The sequence below is a fragment of the Legionella drancourtii LLAP12 genome, assembly GCF_000162755.2.
Lineage (GTDB): Bacteria > Pseudomonadota > Gammaproteobacteria > Legionellales > Legionellaceae > Legionella > Legionella drancourtii.
This window is the reverse complement of the sequence record NZ_JH413850.1, coordinates 132,673-150,361: the sequence shown is the minus strand read 5'-3', so window position 1 is coordinate 150,361 and position 17,689 is coordinate 132,673. Positions and strand designations below refer to the sequence as shown.

The following is a 17,689-nucleotide window of genomic DNA, read 5'->3' as shown; positions in this document are numbered from 1 at the left end:
TATGGGATAATTAATAGCTAATTAATGGATTAATAGATAAAATTATTATTTAATTAATTGTGAGGTGCTCGATCAATGCATGAAGGCTCTGTATTTTATACCATATTTTTAATTTTCGCAGGGGCTGCATTTTTATCGACGCTAGTTCTTTATACTAAACAATCATTATTGGTTGCCTATATCATGTTGGGTGCCATACTAGGACCTTGGGGATTCAAATTAGTACCTGATGTGACTACGGTGCAACAAATTGGTGATATTGGTATTGTGTTTCTTTTGTTCCTGCTGGGACTGCATTTGCAACCGCAAAATCTGGTGCATATGTTAAAAAAGGTAACCTGGATTGCCTTAGTCAGTTCGGTTCTATTTGCATTAACTGCTTATGGAATAGGAAGATACTTTGGACTCACCGTAAGTGAATCATGGATTTTGGGTGCGTCCATGATGTTTTCAAGCACTATTATTGGTTTGAAATTATTACCTACTACAATTTTGCATCATCAGCATACTGGTGAGGTAATGATTAGTGTGCTCTTGATGCAGGACGTTATCGCGATCATCGTACTGATTCTAATTAATGGTGCGCAACAAACGGGTGGACTTTCATGGGATGACTTATTTTTAGTCGGTCTTGCTCTACCGGCATTATGTCTCTTTGCATTTGCTGTTGAGAAACATATATTAATACGATTATTAGCACGCTTTGATAGAACGCAGGAATATGTTTTTCTCCTTTCTATTGGCTGGTGTCTTGGCTTGTCTGTTTTGGCACAAAAAATAGGTCTTTCTGAAGACATTGGTGCTTTTGTTGCTGGCGTTGCTTTAGCTGCGAGTCCCATTTCTCTTTTTATTGCGGAAAGCTTAAAACCACTTAGGGATTTTTTCTTGGTGATGTTTTTCTTTTCCATAGGCGCAACATTTAATTTTGGTTTTGCAGGACAGGTATTTATCCCTGCGCTTATCTTGTCAGCATTGATTTTGATTGTGAAGCCAGTATTATTTTATTTATTACTGTGGAAGTCAGGTGAAAAGAAACCCGTGGCTAAAGAGGTTGGCCTACGATTAGGGCAGGCCAGCGAATTCTCATTACTAGTTGCAAGTATTGCATTAAGTACTAAACTTATTTCGGACATGGCTTCTAATCTTATTCAGGCAACAACCATTTTAACGTTTATTGTGTCTTCATATTTGGTTGTGTTGAAATACCCAACCCCTATAGCACTGTCTGATAAAATGCGTAAGGATTAATTATAATGAAATTATTGGTCATATTATTGTGCTTGTTTAGTGAGCGCTTTTTAGTTCATACGCTCTCCTACCAACGTTTTTATTGGTTTGACGATTATTATCAAACCATGAAAAAAACAGCGGCTAAGAATAGTTTTTTTGCTAATCCTTGGACGTTTCTTGCGTTGATTGTATTACCGCCTATATTGGTAACCGCTTTAGTGTATTTTTTATTGCACGGGATTTTTTATGGTTTTATGGGGTTATTGTTAAGCATAGCGCTATTCTTCTATTGTCTTGGTCCTAAGAATGTATTTTACCCAGTGACTCAATCAGAGACTGAAAATGCAAGTCAGTTGGTTGGTGATTATTTTTCTATGGTGAGTCGACAGTTATTTTCCGTTGTCTTTTGGTACATCATTGCAGGTCCAATTGCGATAGTCGCTTATCGCTTAATTACCTTGTGCCGAGATATCCCTGAGGTTCGTATGCAAGCAGATGAAATTATCGATTTGCTTGAATGGATTCCCGCTCGATTAACGGTATTATTATTCTTACTCGTTGGAAATTTTCAACGTGGTTTTAAGCTCTTTTCCAATTATTTTTTTGCTAAACCAGACTTTAATAACGAAATGTTACGCGAGTGTGGGTTACAAGCAGCGCGTACTAACGAATCTGAAGAAGTACTAATGCCTATTGCTGAAGGGTTAGTGGAGCACGCAATTATTGTTATGTTGGTGTTTATTGCACTGTTTACATTGATTTCTTGGTTGTAAATGGGTGAGGGGCATTAATCACTGCCCTTAAGTTAAGAAAATCTGTCATTCCCGCGCAGGCGGGAAACCATCCATGAATTGGCATTATAGCCAGTGAGGAATGGATCCCCGTCTACGCGGAGGAATGGATCCCCGTCTACGCGGGGACGACAGGCTCTGAGAAATTTGAAGTCTAAAATCCTTAACTTAATGGCCGTGGGGGCATTAATCTGCCCTCATCTTACCCTCGCTCATCAACGAGAGATGGGATTTCTGTAAAATAATCTCTAGATGGATTTTTAATATATGAATTCTTTGGTACGTATATTATGTTGCATTTTGCTGCTTGCTCTTTGTGGTTGTGCATCTCAAAATGCACTTAGAGGACAGGCACTGGCGCAATGTCAAATGAGTTGCGCGAAGCATTTTGAATTTTGCAGTCAAAACTGTGTTGATAACTGCCCTACCTGTTCCAGGAAATCACAGCAGCATTCGGCGGCAAATTTCTCAAAGTATGTCACAGAGAGAAAAATTCAAGGCAAAAAGGTTATGCGTGAGTTGAATTCCTATCGCGATCCACTACAATGCCGCAAAGTAACGTGTAACTGCATGGCTGATTTAATGGCCTGCAAACAAAGTTGTTCTGGTGTAATCCATAAACGATTACAAGCTCTACCTAATTGTGTTTAATAGAATGTCGGGGACATTTTCATGGCAAATGAAACTAATTTAGATTTGGATCCTATTGAAACGCGTGAATGGCTGGATGCCTTGCAAGCTGTATTAACCAATGATGGTGCTGAGCGCGGTGCTTTTCTTTTACAACAACTTATTAATAAGGCTAATTTAGAAGGTGTGAATTTAATCAACGCACTGAATACGCCCTATAGAAATACTATCAAGCCTTATGAAGAAAAGCAGATGCCACCTGATGAGGGAATGAGTAAACGCATCAGTGCTTTAATTCGCTGGAATGCTGTGGCTATGGTACTTCGTGCAGGAAAACATGCACCCGAACTTGGCGGACATATTGCTTCTTATGCCTCTTCATCAACGCTTTATGAAACAGGATTTAACCACTTCTTTAAAGGTGCAAATGGTGAAAGTGGTGGCGATCTATTGTATATCCAGGGTCATTCTTCACCGGGTATTTATGCACGCGCATTTCTTGAAGGTCGTTTAAGCGAAAATCAATTGGCTAATTTTAGACAAGAAGTGGAGGTAGATGGTTTATCTTCATATCCACATCCTTGGTTAATGCATGATTTTTGGCAATTTCCTACTGTTTCTATGGGCTTGGGACCATTACAAGCAATTTATCAGGCACGGTTCTTAAAATATTTAGAAAATAGAGGCCTTATCAAGACAACTGGCCGTAAAGTATGGGCCTTTCTTGGTGATGGTGAAACAGATGAACCCGAATCACTTGGGGCTTTAAGTATTGCTGCCCGAGAAAAACTCGACAATCTTATTTTTGTTGTGAATTGCAACTTGCAACGACTTGATGGTCCTGTTCGTGGTAATGGCAAAATCATTCAGGAACTTGAACGCGTATTTCGCGGGGCAGGATGGAATGTAATTAAAGTAATCTGGGGCGGTCGTTGGGATCCTTTATTGGCACAAGACAAAGAGGGTTGGTTGCAAAAACGCATGGAAGAATGTGTTGATGGTGAATATCAAGCCTATAAAGCGAATAATGGTACTTACGTCAGACAACATTTCTTTAATCAATACCCTGAATTAAAGAAAATGGTAGAGAATTATACCGATGACGACATTTGGCGTTTAAATAGAGGCGGTCATGATTCACAAAAAGTATTCGCAGCTTATGCGCGTGCAATAGAACATAAAGGAAGTCCTACAGTAATCTTGGCTAAAACGATTAAAGGTTATGGTATGGGGGCTGCTGGTGAAGGACAAAATATTACGCACCAACAAAAAAAGATGACTGTAGAGCAACTGCGTGTATTCCGAGATCGCTTTAATATTCCTATTAGTGATGAACAAATAGCGGATGTTCCATTTTATAAGCCAGCGGATGACAGTCCTGAAATTAAGTACATCAAAAAGCAAAGAGAAATGCTGGAAGGGTATCTTCCCGTGCGTTCGACAGAAGTGGAGCCATTAAAAGTTCCTATGCTTGCTGATTTTTCATCAGTAACTAAAGGCTTAGGCGATAGAGAAATTTCCACTACGATGGCTTTTGTCCGTATTCTTTCGGTGTTATTGAAGAATAAAGAAATCAGCTCACGAGTTGTTCCTATTGTACCTGATGAGTGTCGAACTTTTGGTATGGAAGGATTATTCCGCCAAATCGGTATTTATTCTCCCGTTGGTCAACTCTACACCCCAGTAGATCATGAACAAGTAATGTTCTATCGTGAAGCTAAAGATGGGCAGATTCTTGAAGAGGGTATTAATGAAGCTGGCGCGTTTTGCTCTTGGATGGCTGCAGCTACTTCATACAGCTCTAATAAATTGACAATGATCCCATTTTATATTTATTACTCGATGTTTGGATTTCAACGTATTGGTGATTTGGCCTGGGCTGCTGGCGATATGCAAGCTCGAGGGTTCTTATTAGGCGGTACGGCAGGTCGAACCACGCTTGCAGGTGAAGGCTTACAGCATCAAGATGGCCACAGTCACATTCTTTCTTCAACAATTCCTAACTGCATTTCGTATGATCCAACTTATGCTTATGAGTTGGCGGTGATTATTCAAAACGGTTTGCATCGTATGTATGAAAAAATGGAGAATGTTTTCTATTACATCACCGTAATGAATGAGAACTATGTGCAACCTGATATGCCAGAAGGTGTTGAAGAGGGCATTATCAAAGGCATGTACGTATTAAAAGAAAGCAAGAAAAAATCGAAAAAACATGTGCAATTGCTTGGATCTGGGACTATCTTACGTGAAGTAATTAAAGCGGCAAAAATGCTGGAAGATGATTACTCGATTACCTCGGACATTTGGAGTGTTACCAGCTTCAATGAGCTAAGACGCGATGGTTTGGCGGTAGAGCGCCATAATGCAATGCATCCTGAGCAGAAGAAAGCACAAGAATGCTATGTCAGCAAGCAATTAAAAGACCGACAAGGTCCTGTGATTGCCGCAACGGATTACATGCGTCTTTTTGCGGAGCAAATTCGTCCTTATGTATCTAATCGTTATGTGACTCTAGGTACTGATGGCTACGGAAGAAGTGATACACGTGAACGTTTACGTCATTTCTTTGAGGTTGATGCGAAATATATAGTCTTGGCTGCATTGAATGCTTTAGTTGCTGAGGGAAGCATTGATAAATCTAAAGTCGTTGATGCAATGAAGCGTTATAATATTAATCCTGACAAGTTAGATCCGGTAACTCATTAAGAGTTTCCGGGTTATGGCTTCGCCTTCACCCAGGCTAGATTAGAGGACAGATATGGCAAATGAAATAGAAGTTAAGATTCCTGATATAGGTGGTTCTACTCAGGTTGATGTGATTGAAATTTTGGTTAAAGTCGGCGATAAAATTACCATTGATACACCCTTGGTGACTTTAGAATCCGATAAAGCCAGTATGGAAATTCCTTCTTCAGTAGAAGGAACAGTCACTAAGATAAATCTTAAAGTCGGTGATAAAGTATCCGAAGGGGATATTATTCTTTTTATTGCAGCAGATAAAACAACTGAGGCACCTAAAGAAGAAGTAAAGGTTGTTTCAAAACAGCCAGAAAGTCGTCTTGAAACACCAGCAGTAAAAGAAAGTGCTGCTTTAGTACCAGGAAAAGAAATTGAAGTTAAGATCCCCGATATAGGTGGTTCAACACAGGTTGATGTGATTGAAATATTGGTAAATGTCGGTGATCATATTACTGTGGATACACCTTTAATTACCTTGGAATCCGACAAAGCCAGTATGGAGATTCCCTCTCCAATTGCTGGAAAAATCACCAAAATAAATCTTAAAGTGGGTGATAAAGTATCCGAGGGTGATACCATTCTTTTAGCGGCTTCAGACAGCGCAGTAGCAACACAGCAAGAAGAAGAAAAATCGGTTGAAAGAGTGGCTGTTCAAGTGCCTGCGCCAGTGTTTAGCGATGCGCCTAAAGTGCAGCCAATGCTCGATGAGTACGCAGCACCTTCCGCAACAATGATTGCAGCTGGTCCTGCGGTCAGAAGAATGGCGAGGGAGCTTGGGGTCAATTTAACTGAAGTCAAAGGCAGTGGTCGTAAATCTCGTGTAACTAAAGAAGATGTGCAAGCTTATGTGAAAGCGCGTTTAAGCGCACAACCTGCCGCAACAGGTTCTTTGGGTCTTCCTGCTGCTCCAGTAATTGATTTCTCACAATTTGGTGCAATTGAAACCAAGCCATTAAACAAAATTAAAAAACTTACTGGGGTTAATGTTCATCGTGCCTGGATTACTATTCCTCATGTAACTCAATTTGATTCAGCAGATATTACCGATATTGAGGCGTTTAGAAAATCTGAAGCGGAGCAGTCTAAAGATAAGGGCTATAAATTAACTTTATTGGCTTTTGTTTGTGCTGTGGTCAGCAAGGCATTACGTACTTTTCCACAATTTAATGCTTCTTTGGATGCTACAGGGGCAAATTTAATCTACAAACAATACTGCAATATCGGAATCGCAGTTGAAACACCAAATGGTTTGGTTGTTCCTGTGATCAAGAATGTTGATAAATTAAATGTTGCTGAAATTGCTATCGAAATGACCCGTTTAAGTTCAAAAGCGCGCGATAAAGGCTTGATGCCTGCAGACATGTCAGGTGGCTGTTTTACTATATCTAGCCTGGGTGGTATTGGTGGCACCGCATTTACTCCAATTGTAAATAGTCCGGAAGTTGCCATTCTTGGCTTGTCGCGTTCTGAAATAAAACCTGTTTATCAAAATGGCGCATTTCAACCAAGGCTCATGCTGCCGTTGTCATTATCCTATGATCATCGTGTGATTGATGGCGCGGAAGCGGCACGTTTTACTCGTTTTATTGCGGATTGTTTGAGCGATATAAGACGAATTTTACTTTAAAATATAATAAAGAGGCTTGTAATGGCTAATAAAATAAAAACTGATGTGATTGTATTAGGAAGTGGACCTGGCGGTTACACCGCGGCGTTTAGAGCAGCAGACCTGGATAAAAAAGTTGTTCTGGTTGAACGTTATGATTCATTAGGTGGTGTTTGTTTAAATGTGGGATGCATTCCTTCTAAAGCCTTACTGCACATTGCTAAAGTCGTTGAGGAAACTCATGAAATGGCGGATCAAGGTGTGAGTTTTGGCGAACCAAAATTAGATAATAAAAAAATGGTTACTTGGAAAAACTCGGTGGTTTCCAAATTAACTGGCGGTTTAAAAGCTTTAGCAAAACAACGTAAAGTTGAAGTAGTTACCGGGGTTGGCAAATTTTCGGGCACGCATCAGATTACTGTTGATACTAAAGATGGGCCAGTAGATATTGAATTTGAAAATGCAATTATTGCTGTAGGTTCTGAATCTATTAATTTACCATTTATTCCTGAAGACAAACGTATATTCAGTTCTACTGGTGCTTTAGAACTTGCCGATATTAAAGGCAGCTTATTAGTTCTTGGCGGTGGGATTATTGGTTTAGAAATGGCTACAGTTTATTCTGCTTTAGGTGTTGACGTGACGGTAGTTGAGTTTATGGATCAATTGATTCCGGGAGCTGATACTGATTTAGTCAATATATTACAAAAACGCATGGTTAAAAAAGGCGTTAAATTTTTATTGAAAACTAAAGTTACTGGCGTAGAAGCTAAGAAAGACGGGATTTATGTTTCTATGGAAGGCGAGCACGGAACTGACAAACCACTCTGTTTCCAACAAGTTCTTGTCTCTGTAGGCAGAAAACCTAATGGTGCTATGATTGATGCTGAAAAAGCTGGCGTAAACGTTGATGACCGTGGTTTCATTAAAGTTGACAATCAACAAAGAACAAATGTGCCTCATATCTTCGCGATTGGTGATGTGGTTGGCCAACCTATGTTGGCGCATAAAGCAATTCCTGAAGGTAAAGTAGCTGCAGAAGTGATTGCTGGTAAGAAGCATTATTTTGATCCTAAGTGCATCGCAAGTGTTGCTTATACCGATCCTGAGCTTGCTTGGGCAGGTTTAACAGAAAAAGAAGCGAAGGAAAAAAATATTCCTTATGAAAAAGCAACCTTTCCTTGGGTTGCCAGCGGCCGTGCATTAAGTATGGGACGTGAAGAAGGGATGACAAAATTATTATTCTGTCCTGATACCAATCGTATATTAGGCTCAGGGATTGTTGGTGTGAATGCAGGTGATTTAATTGCCGAGACAGCTCTGGCAATTGAGATGTGCTGTGACGTTGAAGACATTGCGTTGACTATTCATCCTCATCCAACTTTGTCCGAAACAATTGCTCAGGCAGCAGAGGCGTTTGAAGGAACGATTACAGATCTTTATTTGCCTAAAAAGAAAAAGAAAGACTAGATAAGGAAAATCAAATGATTAAATGTTTAATTAACGACAAATTAACCATTAATTAATTGATTGATTATATTGAATATTTTCTTTAAGTAAGCGCCATTGGGCGATAAAGCCCAATGGCGCCTCGTTTTCCAGTGATGGGCGAAGGGTATTTTTAGCCCTGATTAAGCGATCTTTAAGGAGCAAAAAATGACGTGGCGTGTTCGTCCTATGACTGATGCGGATATAGAGGATGTTTATGCAATTGAGACCAGTGTTCATATTGCGCCTTGGAATAAAAGCATATTAAGGGACTGTGTTCTGGTTGGTTATAATTGTCTTGTTCTTGACATAAATGTTGATAATCAGTGGGTGCTTGGCGGATATATTATTTGCCGGCATAAAGATGGGTGTTGTCATATCTTGAATTTTTGTATTGCCAAACTCATGCAATCTCAAGGTTATGGGCGCAAATTTTTACAGCATGTACTTAATGTTTTAGCACAAAATAAAGAGATTAAGTATATTATTTTAGAGGTTAGACCAAGTAACAAAGGCGCTTTATATCTTTATAAAACGCTAGGGTTTGAGCTCGCTGAAATTAAAAAAGAATATTATAAAGATAATAATAAAATTGAAGATGCAATCTTACTAAAAAAAATCTTGCGTTCTTAACCTTATCCGCTTTAAGCCAATAAAATAGACACAAAAAATAAATAAAAATGATGTGTCAATACTGTTTTTTCATTTTTTCTTTGCTATTATAGTCGCCCATTCTAAATTCTTCTCTTATCCCTTTTTTGTGGATAACTTTCCTAATAATTCCTTAATGTCAATACAATTATAAGCTTTTATAGTTCATCTATCCTTATGTAGCGCGGAATTTTCTTACTAATCTCTTTTTTTTGATTTCAGTGTTATCCACAAAATCTGTGGATAACACTGTGCATATACCTGTGAATTGTTTGAAAAATCAGTTGATTTTAAACTTGACTTAAAATTGTCCAAGACAGACTAATGTTTCAATCCAGTATTATTTTAGCGTAAGTTATGAAATGAACTCTTTCTATCATAAAACTAAAACTGATATATAATTGTTCACTATGGAACCACGACCGCCAAATGATCATGACAAATATAAAGCACGTATGATACTCTTGCACCCATGTATTTACTTGATTAAAAGACATATTTGTTGAGAAGATTTTCATGAGAAGAACCCGTACTAAACCGAATCGCACCCCCCAAATTACCGAGATAGTTAATTTAAGTCATGATGGAAAGGGGGTGGCACGTATCAATGGCAAGGCGACTTTTATTCAAGGTGCTTTACCTGGTGAAACAGTTGAATTTCAATACACTACTGTGAAAAAAGACTTTGATGAAGGACGACTATTATCCGTTATTGAACCGTCTACGTTACGTGTTGAGCCTAAATGCCCACACTATGTCATGTGTGGCGGTTGTTCCTTACAACATTTAAGTGCACAAGATCAAATTCATTTTAAGCAAGAACAGCTATTGGATTTACTCGAACGCTACGGTCATACACAACCACAAACAGTGTTGGCGCCATTAGTTGCCAATCCATGGAATTATCGTAATAAAGCACGTTTAAGCGTTCGCTATGTAGAAAAGAAGCAAGCCTCAATGGTTGGTTTCAGAGAACGCAATAGCCCGCGTTTTATTACGGATATTTCACAATGCCCTGTGTTAAATGCCCGAATTGATGCAGATATTATTCCTTTACGGCATCTGATTGATTCCATGGAAGAGAAACATTGTATTGCTCAAATTGAAGTAGCTGCTGGTGATGAGGAAATTGGACTTATTTTCCGTAATTTATCCGCTTTAACGCCTAATGATGAACTTAGAATTCAGCAATTTGCTGAGCAATATCAGTATACGATTTTTTTACAGCCAAGTGGGCCTGATAGTGTTTATTGTTTTTATCCTCCTCATGCCAGTGAATTTTTAACCTACGCTTTACCCGATTATCAAATTACTTATTCTTTTCATCCTACAGATTTTACCCAAGTAAATTCTGAATTAAATCGCGCCATGGTAGCGCTGGCTCTGCAATTAATGGACTTAAAAAGTACAGATATCGTGCTAGACTTATTCTGTGGGCTCGGTAATTTCTCTCTGCCAATGGCTAAGTTTTGTGCCAAAGTACTTGGGGTTGAAGGTAGTGCAATGATGGTTGAGCGCGCCTACATGAATGCAAAAGCTAATAATCTTAGCAACGTGGATTTTTATGCGGCTAATTTAGATGATGTAAATGAAGTGCAAAAACTGGTGCAACAGACCTGTAATAAAGTATTAATTGATCCTCCTCGCTCAGGCGCCTTGGAACTGGTGAAGCAAATTGATACTTTAAACCCAGAACGTATTGTTTATGTGTCATGTAATCCCGTAACATTAGCAAGAGATACTGATATTTTAGTGAATCAAAAAGGCTATGTTTTGATAAAAGCTGGTGTGATGGATATGTTCCCCCATACGGCGCATGTTGAATCTATAGCTTTATTTGAAAAAGGATAAAACTCATGGTTAGAGTAAAAGATACTGTTCCGTTAGCTGCTGATGGCAGCATAGATGTTGATTTATGGCTGCATCAGCTTGGTGCTAAAGGCTATCTGGATAATCTTGAACTCATACGTAGTGCCTGTACTTTAAGCCAACTGGCAGAGCAGGATCATGCCACAGAAACCGGACAGTCTTGTTTACAGCAAGGTTTAGCAATGGCGGATTTGCTTGCTGATCTAGATGTCGATCAGGAAACTTTGGCTGCTGCAATTATTTTTGAAAGCGTGCATTATGCCGATTTATCGCTTGATGATGTCGAAGAGCAATTAGGTCCTAATATTGCAAAATTGGTTAAAGGGATTGAGCGCATGAGCGCGATGCATAATGTTCAATCCTTTAATAAATATCCGCAAAATAAACAACAGATCGATAACATTCGTAAAATGTTATTGGCTATGGTCGATGATGTTCGCGTTGTTTTGATAAAATTAGCCGAGCGTTTGTGTATATTGAGAGTAACTGCGCATTTACCCGAGGCGCTGCGTATCCAGATTGCTACCGAAGCCATGGAAATATATGCGCCTTTAGCCAATCGGTTGGGAATTGGGGCAATTAAGTGGGAAATGGAGGATCTGGCTTTTCGCCATTTGCATCCCGAAGATTATAAAGCGATAGCCAAAGGGCTTAAGGCAAAACGCCTGGAGCGTGATAGTTTTGTGAATGCAATTGTGGCGCAATTAAATCAGCAAATCAAACAAAGTGGCATTGAGCATTTTGCTGTTTACGGGCGTTCCAAACATATTCACAGCATTTATAAAAAAATGACCCGTAAGAATGTGGCGCTTGATGAAATATATGATGCTACGGCAGTACGTGTTCTTGTGACTACTGAACCTCAATGCTATGAGGTGCTGGGTATTGTGCATACTTTATGGAAGCAAATTCCTGCTGAATTTGATGATTATATTTTTAATCCCAAGGCAAATGGTTATCAATCCTTACATACAGCAGTAGAGGGGCCTGAAGGTCGAGTTTTTGAAGTACAGATTCGCACCTTTCACATGCATGATTTAGCTGAAATGGGTGTTGCTGCACATTGGAAATACAAAGAAGGTGGTGTAACCCGCAAAGAAAGCCACGAACGTAAAATTGAATGGTTACGTGATGTATTGGCTTGGCATAAAGAAATGGCCAGCAATAAAGATGCCCCTGAGGGCATGACCAGTGAGTTTTTAGAAGACCGAGTTTATGTCTTTACTCCTGATGGGGATGTTTTGGATCTACCACAAGGTGTGACTTCTTTAGATTTTGCTTACCACGTCCATAGTGATTTAGGGCATCGTTGCCGTGGTGCACGAATTAATGGCCATATAGTTCCACTAACCTATCAATTAAAAACAGGTGATCGCGTTGAAATATTAACTGGAAAGCAGATCAAACCTTCTCGTGATTGGATTAATCCACATTTAAATTATTTAAAAACATCTCGGGCTAAAGCAAAGGTTTTGCATTGGTTTAAAATGCAGGATTATGATCGTAATATCCAAGAAGGGCGAGAGCTATTAGATAAAGAGTTAAAATCTTTAGGAATAAAATCAGACAAACTTAATGAGGTAGCTAACGCCCTTCATTTTAAAAAACTGGATGATTTGTATGCTAATTTGGGGCGTGGAGATATTAAATTAGGGCAAATCATTAATAAACTTGCTCCGCCTCCAACTTCTGAAGTCAATCTGGAAAAATTTGTAAAACTTCAGACGAAGCCAGAAGTAACAGGTAGTGATCTGCGTATTGAAGGAGTCGGCAATTTGTTAACCTTTATGGCACGTTGCTGTCAGCCGGTACCTGGTGATGAGGTTATTGGTTACATTACTATCGGTCGTGGTGTCTCCGTACACAGACAAGATTGTTCGAATATTATTCATGCCAGTGAACGACAAAAGCAACGCTTTTTACAAGTGAGTTGGGGAAGTGCTACGCGTGAAAACTATGTTGTGGATGTTTTGATTAAAGCCTTTGATCGTTCTGAATTGTTGCGTGATGTAACGTCATTGCTTGCAAATGAAAAGGCTCATGTATATGCCTTACAGACACAAAGTAACAAGCATGAAAATATGACTTATATTACTTTGACTGTTGATATTGATGGCCTAAGTAGTTTATCGCGCTTATTGGCAAAATTGGCACAGATTCCTAATGTTTTGGAAGCGCGTAGGCAGGTTTGATATGTTATCAATAGGCGCTTAGGAAAAAATAAACCCTGCAACAACCGCACGTTCTTCACTCAGCAACACATTATAAGTGCGGCACGCCGCACCAATCGACATGCATTCTATTCCAATTCGTTGTTGCGATAATTGACTTATAATCGACATTGGTGGAAATTTCCCTGTATTTTCATGACCAATAATGATAACTTCTGGTTTAAATTTTATTAACTGCTGCAAATACTGTTCATCAATTTCTTGAATGTCTTTAATTGCTAGCTCAGTAATGATTTCAGTTTTAGAAACAATTAAACTCCGTTCATAAACAATGGAATTAATTTGAATCTGATTATCACTGTACGCCTGTACCGCATGATTTTCTGCTGCTTCAAGATTGATATGCATGGTTTTGGATGGTTTGTTAAGTTATAGTTGCCGTGATTATACTACAGAGGTCAATATTATGAATCAATTTCCGCGCATTAACCGTTTACCACCTTATGTTTTTAATACAATGTCTCAGCTTAAAACAGAGGCGCGAGCGCGTGGAGAGGATATTATTGATTTTGGCATGGGCAATCCTGATCAGCCCACACCACCGCACATTGTCAATAAATTGATTGAAGTAGTACAACGACCCGATACGCATCGTTATTCTATGTCAAAAGGGATACCAAGACTACGACGGGCGATGGCTTCCTGGTATCAGCGTAATTACGATGTTCATTTAAATAGTGAAACCCAGGTGTTAGCAACTATTGGTTCAAAAGAAGGTTTGGCGCATTTGGCTTTAGCCATTAGTGGACCTGGAGATACCATATTAGTACCAGATCCTGCTTATCCTATCCATACCTATGGTTTTATTATTGCTGGTGCGAACGTCAAGCAAATTCCATTAATTGATGAAATGCAATTTTTAGCTGCAGTAGAAGAGACTATTAATAGCAGTTGGCCAAAGCCTAAAGCCTTAGTGATTAATTTTCCAGCTAATCCAAGCACTCATTGCGTCGATTATGCATTCTTAGAGCAAGTAGTTGCCTTGGGCAAAAAACACGGCATTTGGATTATTCATGACATTGCCTATGCAGATATTGTTTTTGATGGCTATAAAGCACCTTCTATCTTGCAAGTGCCCGGAGCCACTGATATTGCAATTGAAACGTATTCTATGTCCAAGTCCTACAATATGCCGGGTTGGCGCGTCGGTTTTGCCTGTGGTAATGAGGAGTTGGTTGCTGCGCTTACGCGGATTAAATCTTATTTGGATTATGGCACCTTTACGCCGATACAAGTTGCAGCAATCGCGGCTTTGGAAGGGAGTGATGATTGTGTTCATGAAATTAGAACTATGTATGAAAATCGCCGTAATGTACTTTGCGAAGGACTCAATGAGTTGGGTTGGGAAGTAACAAAGCCTAAAGCGACTATGTTTGTTTGGGCGCCTATTCCGGCTCATTATGCTTCTATGGGGTCGCTTGAATTTAGTAAATACTTACTTAACGAGGCTCACGTTGCTGTCTCTCCTGGCATTGGTTTTGGTCAGCAAGGGGATGGTTATGTTCGCTTTGGCTTAATCGAAAATAGAGATCGAACGCGTCAGGCTTTAAGAAATTTAAAAGCCATGTTTCGCCGCGATGGATTAATAAAGGCTTAATCAGTATGGATGTCATTATTAATTCAGAATGCAGTGCAATTCCTGAGGGGGTAAAACCATTAGCCTCACAAGGAACAGTCTTACTTAATTTGTTGCTTTGTCTTGGTTATGATCCTATGGATCCTCCTTTGGCTGATTTGTTAAGAAGATTATATAATCTTGAGGGGGATTGGCTGGTTTTAAGCCCCATTCATTGGCAGGCAACTCATAATGATGCGCTGATTCTTGCTACAGGTAAGGACTTAGAGCTGCAAGAAGCCGATGCTAAATTATGGTTTGGTTTGTTTGCGGATTATCTGGCTGCAGACGACATGACGCTGCATTATCATGATGCAGAAACCTGGTTGCTGTGTGATGCGAAAAAACATCCTTTAAATGCAAAACCAGTCCACCAGTTGCTGAATAAATCCTTAATGCCTGAATTGACCCAACTTGGGCCAACTTTATTTTGGCAAAAATTCATTACTGAAAGTCAAATGCTGTTTGCATCCAAGCCTAATCAGTCGGCAATGAATGGTTTATGGCCGTGGGGCAACGCCGTATTTTCTGGTAAAAAAACAACCAAGATTTGTGCTGACGAAGCATTTTTACCAATTGCCAAAATGTGTAGTTCACACGTTACGTTGTACAGCCCATCAGTAACGCTTAAAGAACAACAAATTCTATTAATCACTGAGTTTTCTATGCTCAGTGAGCAACATCAAGAAGAATTAAAAAAATTATTGGTTCATTGGTATTGGAATAATACTGCTTATACCAGTGGTACTCGCAACTGGTTTATTCACTTGTGGAGAACATTGATTCATGCTCATTAAACGCCGTCCTCAACCAACACATACCTTAAATTTACCGAACACCCCGGATGTTCTAAACAGGATATTTGCTACGCGCGGAATTACCGAAGCATCTCAGCTGGATAAACAATTACAAACTTTATTGCCATTTAATTTGTTAAAAGGGATAGATGATGCGTGTCTGCGTTTGGAAACGGCTTTACGAGGGCAACAACGTATTTTAATTATTGGTGATTTTGATGCGGATGGGGCAACTTCAACTGCTGTTGCGATTACAGCGCTGCGAGCGATGGGGGCAAAATTCATTGATTATTTAGTACCTAATCGTTTTGAGTTTGGCTATGGCCTTACCCCGCAGATTGTTGAAGTGGCCAGTAAATGGCAACCGCATTTAATTATTACGGTCGATAATGGTATTGCCAGTTTTGATGGTGTTGAAAAGGCCAATGAATTGGGTATTGATGTATTAATTACCGATCACCATTTACCTGCAGACACGATTCCTAATGCATGTGCTATTGTTAATCCAAATCAAAAAGGGTGCGAGTTTCCGAGCAAGTCCATCGCTGGAGTTGGGGTGATTTTTTATGTCATGCTGGCTTTGCGCAGACATCTTACCAATGCAGGATGGTTTAGTGAAATGCACATTCCTGAACCCAATATGGCGAGCTTTCTTGATTTGGTAGCTCTGGGAACTGTGGCCGATGTGGTGGGATTAGATCAAAATAATCGCATCATGGTGAATCAGGGGATGGCGAGAATTCGTCAAGGGCATTGCCGTGACGGTATTAAAGCCTTGATTGAAGTAGCCGGGCGTGATTGTGCACGATTAAGAGAATCTGATTTGGGCTTTGCTATTGCGCCAAGATTAAATGCTGCAGGTAGATTAGATGATATGGCTTTGGGAATCGAGTGTTTGATTTCTTCTGATTTACAGCAAGCCAGAAATTACTGCCAACAATTGGATGAATTAAATCAAGAACGAAAACAAATCGAAACCGAAATGAAAGAACAAGCTATGCTTGCTTTGGATAAGCTGGCAGCGAGTAATGATTACAAAGGCAAACATTTACCGATTGCTTTATGTCTTTTTGATAAAACCTGGCATCAGGGGGTTATTGGAATTCTGGCTGGAAGAATGAAAGAGCGATACCACCGTCCGGTGATTGCCTTTGCTGAAGTGAGTGATGGCGAATTAAAGGGTTCGGCACGTTCTGTTCCTGATTTAAATATTCGCGATGTATTGGCAGCTATTGATAAAGATTATCCTGGCTTGATTGTTAAATTTGGTGGCCATGCGATGGCGGCTGGTTTGAGCATTCATCCGCAATCACTTAGTGCCTTTCGTGATGCCTTAGCTGCTGAGGTTAATAAGCATCTTGACTTATCGCAATGTGAAGGGGAGTTATTTACTGATGGGCCATTACAATCCGATGAGTTTAGCTTGGAAACAGCGCAATTAATTCAACAAGCAGGGCCTTGGGGCCAGCAATTTGCCGAGCCAGTTTTTGATAATGTGTTTGAAGTTTTAGATCAGCGTCTTGTGGGCCAAAAGCATTTAAAAATGACTTTGGTTTCTAAGCAGGGCGGACAGCAAGTTGATGCAATTGCCTTTAATGTGGATCTCAAGGCGTGGCCAAATCATCGCGCGAAATATGTACATGCGGCTTATAAATTGGATATTAATTTTTTTCAAGGAAGGACGCGTTTGCAATTGATGATTCAGGCGATGAATGTGGCGGAGTAGTGATTTTATAGGCACGTTAATACTTTCTTCTTCCATTGTTGGGCAATCGGTCAAATTAAGGATTTATTCGACTCAAACATCACTGCGTTCGGGCTGAGGCAGCGCTTTAGCGCTGCCTCAAAACCCAAACGGTTCTGAAGGAATGCAATGGTTTTTTTCCTTAACTTGACAGCCATCGGCTTTAGAGTACCCCGCACTTTGTACAAAAACCTACTATTAAGATATAATCACTTTTTTTAATTAGATTGGTACAATATTGGACACGCTGTTTTCTCCTTTGGCAATTGCGCCCATGATCGATTGGACCTATAGT

General features: G+C 39.7%; 12 protein-coding genes. 11 read left to right on the top strand and 1 reads right to left on the bottom strand.

The genetic code is table 11. The features are described 5' to 3' along the window. Positions 1 to 75 precede the first annotated feature (75 nt). From LDG_RS18110 to relA, 8 genes are all read left to right on the top strand, one after another. Complete coding sequence (locus LDG_RS18110; protein ID WP_006872933.1) at positions 76 to 1,248, top strand: cation:proton antiporter; 1,173 nt, start codon at positions 76 to 78, stop codon at positions 1,246 to 1,248. Between the two features lie 5 nt (positions 1,249 to 1,253). Next, a complete protein-coding gene (gene ampE, locus LDG_RS18105) occupies positions 1,254 to 2,003 on the top strand; it encodes a regulatory signaling modulator protein AmpE (RefSeq protein ID WP_006872932.1) in 750 nt (249 codons plus the stop codon). 690 nt (positions 2,004 to 2,693) lie between these two features. Next, positions 2,694 to 5,360, top strand: a complete 2,667-nt coding sequence (gene aceE, locus LDG_RS18095) for a pyruvate dehydrogenase (acetyl-transferring), homodimeric type (protein ID WP_006872931.1) — start codon at positions 2,694 to 2,696, stop codon at positions 5,358 to 5,360. A 52-nt stretch (positions 5,361 to 5,412) separates the two neighbouring features. Further along, the gene (gene aceF / locus LDG_RS18090; protein WP_006872930.1) at positions 5,413 to 7,020 is read left to right on the top strand and encodes a dihydrolipoyllysine-residue acetyltransferase; all 1,608 of its coding nucleotides are present in this window, start codon (positions 5,413 to 5,415) and stop codon (positions 7,018 to 7,020) included. Between the two features lie 21 nt (positions 7,021 to 7,041). Further along, positions 7,042 to 8,469 (top strand): dihydrolipoyl dehydrogenase, encoded by a 1,428-nt coding sequence (gene lpdA, locus LDG_RS18085; RefSeq protein ID WP_006872929.1) that lies wholly within the window; start codon positions 7,042 to 7,044, stop codon positions 8,467 to 8,469. A gap of 186 nt (positions 8,470 to 8,655) precedes the next feature. Continuing rightward, on the top strand, positions 8,656 to 9,120 hold the full coding sequence (gene rimI / locus LDG_RS18080) for a ribosomal protein S18-alanine N-acetyltransferase (protein ID WP_006872927.1): 465 nt from the start codon (positions 8,656 to 8,658) through the stop codon (positions 9,118 to 9,120). 534 nt (positions 9,121 to 9,654) lie between these two features. Further along, positions 9,655 to 10,989 (top strand): 23S rRNA (uracil(1939)-C(5))-methyltransferase RlmD, encoded by a 1,335-nt coding sequence (gene rlmD, locus LDG_RS18075; RefSeq protein ID WP_040536596.1) that lies wholly within the window; start codon positions 9,655 to 9,657, stop codon positions 10,987 to 10,989. A 5-nt stretch (positions 10,990 to 10,994) separates the two neighbouring features. Next, complete coding sequence (relA, locus tag LDG_RS18070) at positions 10,995 to 13,199, top strand: GTP diphosphokinase (RefSeq protein ID WP_006872925.1); 2,205 nt, start codon at positions 10,995 to 10,997, stop codon at positions 13,197 to 13,199. Between the two features lie 18 nt (positions 13,200 to 13,217). On the opposite strand, the gene LDG_RS18065 is transcribed toward relA, so the two are convergent. After that, positions 13,218 to 13,586: an Mth938-like domain-containing protein gene (locus LDG_RS18065; RefSeq protein ID WP_006872924.1), complete on the bottom strand. Its 369-nt coding sequence runs from the start codon at positions 13,584 to 13,586 to the stop codon at positions 13,218 to 13,220. A 58-nt stretch (positions 13,587 to 13,644) separates the two neighbouring features. Between LDG_RS18065 and alaC the strand changes: the two genes are divergently transcribed. The 3 genes from alaC to recJ are packed head-to-tail and all read left to right on the top strand — an operon-like array spanning position 13,645 to position 17,376. Next, positions 13,645 to 14,835 (top strand): alanine transaminase, encoded by a 1,191-nt coding sequence (gene alaC, locus LDG_RS18060; protein WP_006872923.1) that lies wholly within the window; start codon positions 13,645 to 13,647, stop codon positions 14,833 to 14,835. Positions 14,836 to 14,840: 5 nt separating this feature from the next. Continuing rightward, positions 14,841 to 15,650 (top strand): hypothetical protein, encoded by an 810-nt coding sequence (locus tag LDG_RS18055; protein WP_006872922.1) that lies wholly within the window; start codon positions 14,841 to 14,843, stop codon positions 15,648 to 15,650. Beyond that, positions 15,640 to 17,376, top strand: a complete 1,737-nt coding sequence (recJ, locus tag LDG_RS18050) for a single-stranded-DNA-specific exonuclease RecJ (RefSeq protein WP_006872921.1) — start codon at positions 15,640 to 15,642, stop codon at positions 17,374 to 17,376. Before LDG_RS18055 ends, recJ begins: the two co-directional genes overlap by 11 nt. The last annotated feature ends 313 nt before the right edge of the window (positions 17,377 to 17,689 follow it).

Bases quoted from the DNA above. Each gene is read 5' to 3' on its own strand.
- LDG_RS18110 (WP_006872933.1), top strand. From the start codon at position 76: ATGCATGAAGGCTCTGTATTTTATACCATATTTTTAATTTTCGCAGGG.
- ampE (WP_006872932.1), top strand. From the start codon at position 1,254: ATGAAATTATTGGTCATATTATTGTGCTTGTTTAGTGAGCGCTTTTTA.
- aceE (WP_006872931.1), top strand. From the start codon at position 2,694: ATGGCAAATGAAACTAATTTAGATTTGGATCCTATTGAAACGCGTGAA.
- aceF (WP_006872930.1), top strand. From the start codon at position 5,413: ATGGCAAATGAAATAGAAGTTAAGATTCCTGATATAGGTGGTTCTACT.
- lpdA (WP_006872929.1), top strand. From the start codon at position 7,042: ATGGCTAATAAAATAAAAACTGATGTGATTGTATTAGGAAGTGGACCT.
- rimI (WP_006872927.1), top strand. From the start codon at position 8,656: ATGACGTGGCGTGTTCGTCCTATGACTGATGCGGATATAGAGGATGTT.
- rlmD (WP_040536596.1), top strand. From the start codon at position 9,655: ATGAGAAGAACCCGTACTAAACCGAATCGCACCCCCCAAATTACCGAG.
- relA (WP_006872925.1), top strand. From the start codon at position 10,995: ATGGTTAGAGTAAAAGATACTGTTCCGTTAGCTGCTGATGGCAGCATA.
- LDG_RS18065 (WP_006872924.1), bottom strand. From the start codon at position 13,586: ATGCATATCAATCTTGAAGCAGCAGAAAATCATGCGGTACAGGCGTAC.
- alaC (WP_006872923.1), top strand. From the start codon at position 13,645: ATGAATCAATTTCCGCGCATTAACCGTTTACCACCTTATGTTTTTAAT.
- LDG_RS18055 (WP_006872922.1), top strand. From the start codon at position 14,841: ATGGATGTCATTATTAATTCAGAATGCAGTGCAATTCCTGAGGGGGTA.
- recJ (WP_006872921.1), top strand. From the start codon at position 15,640: ATGCTCATTAAACGCCGTCCTCAACCAACACATACCTTAAATTTACCG.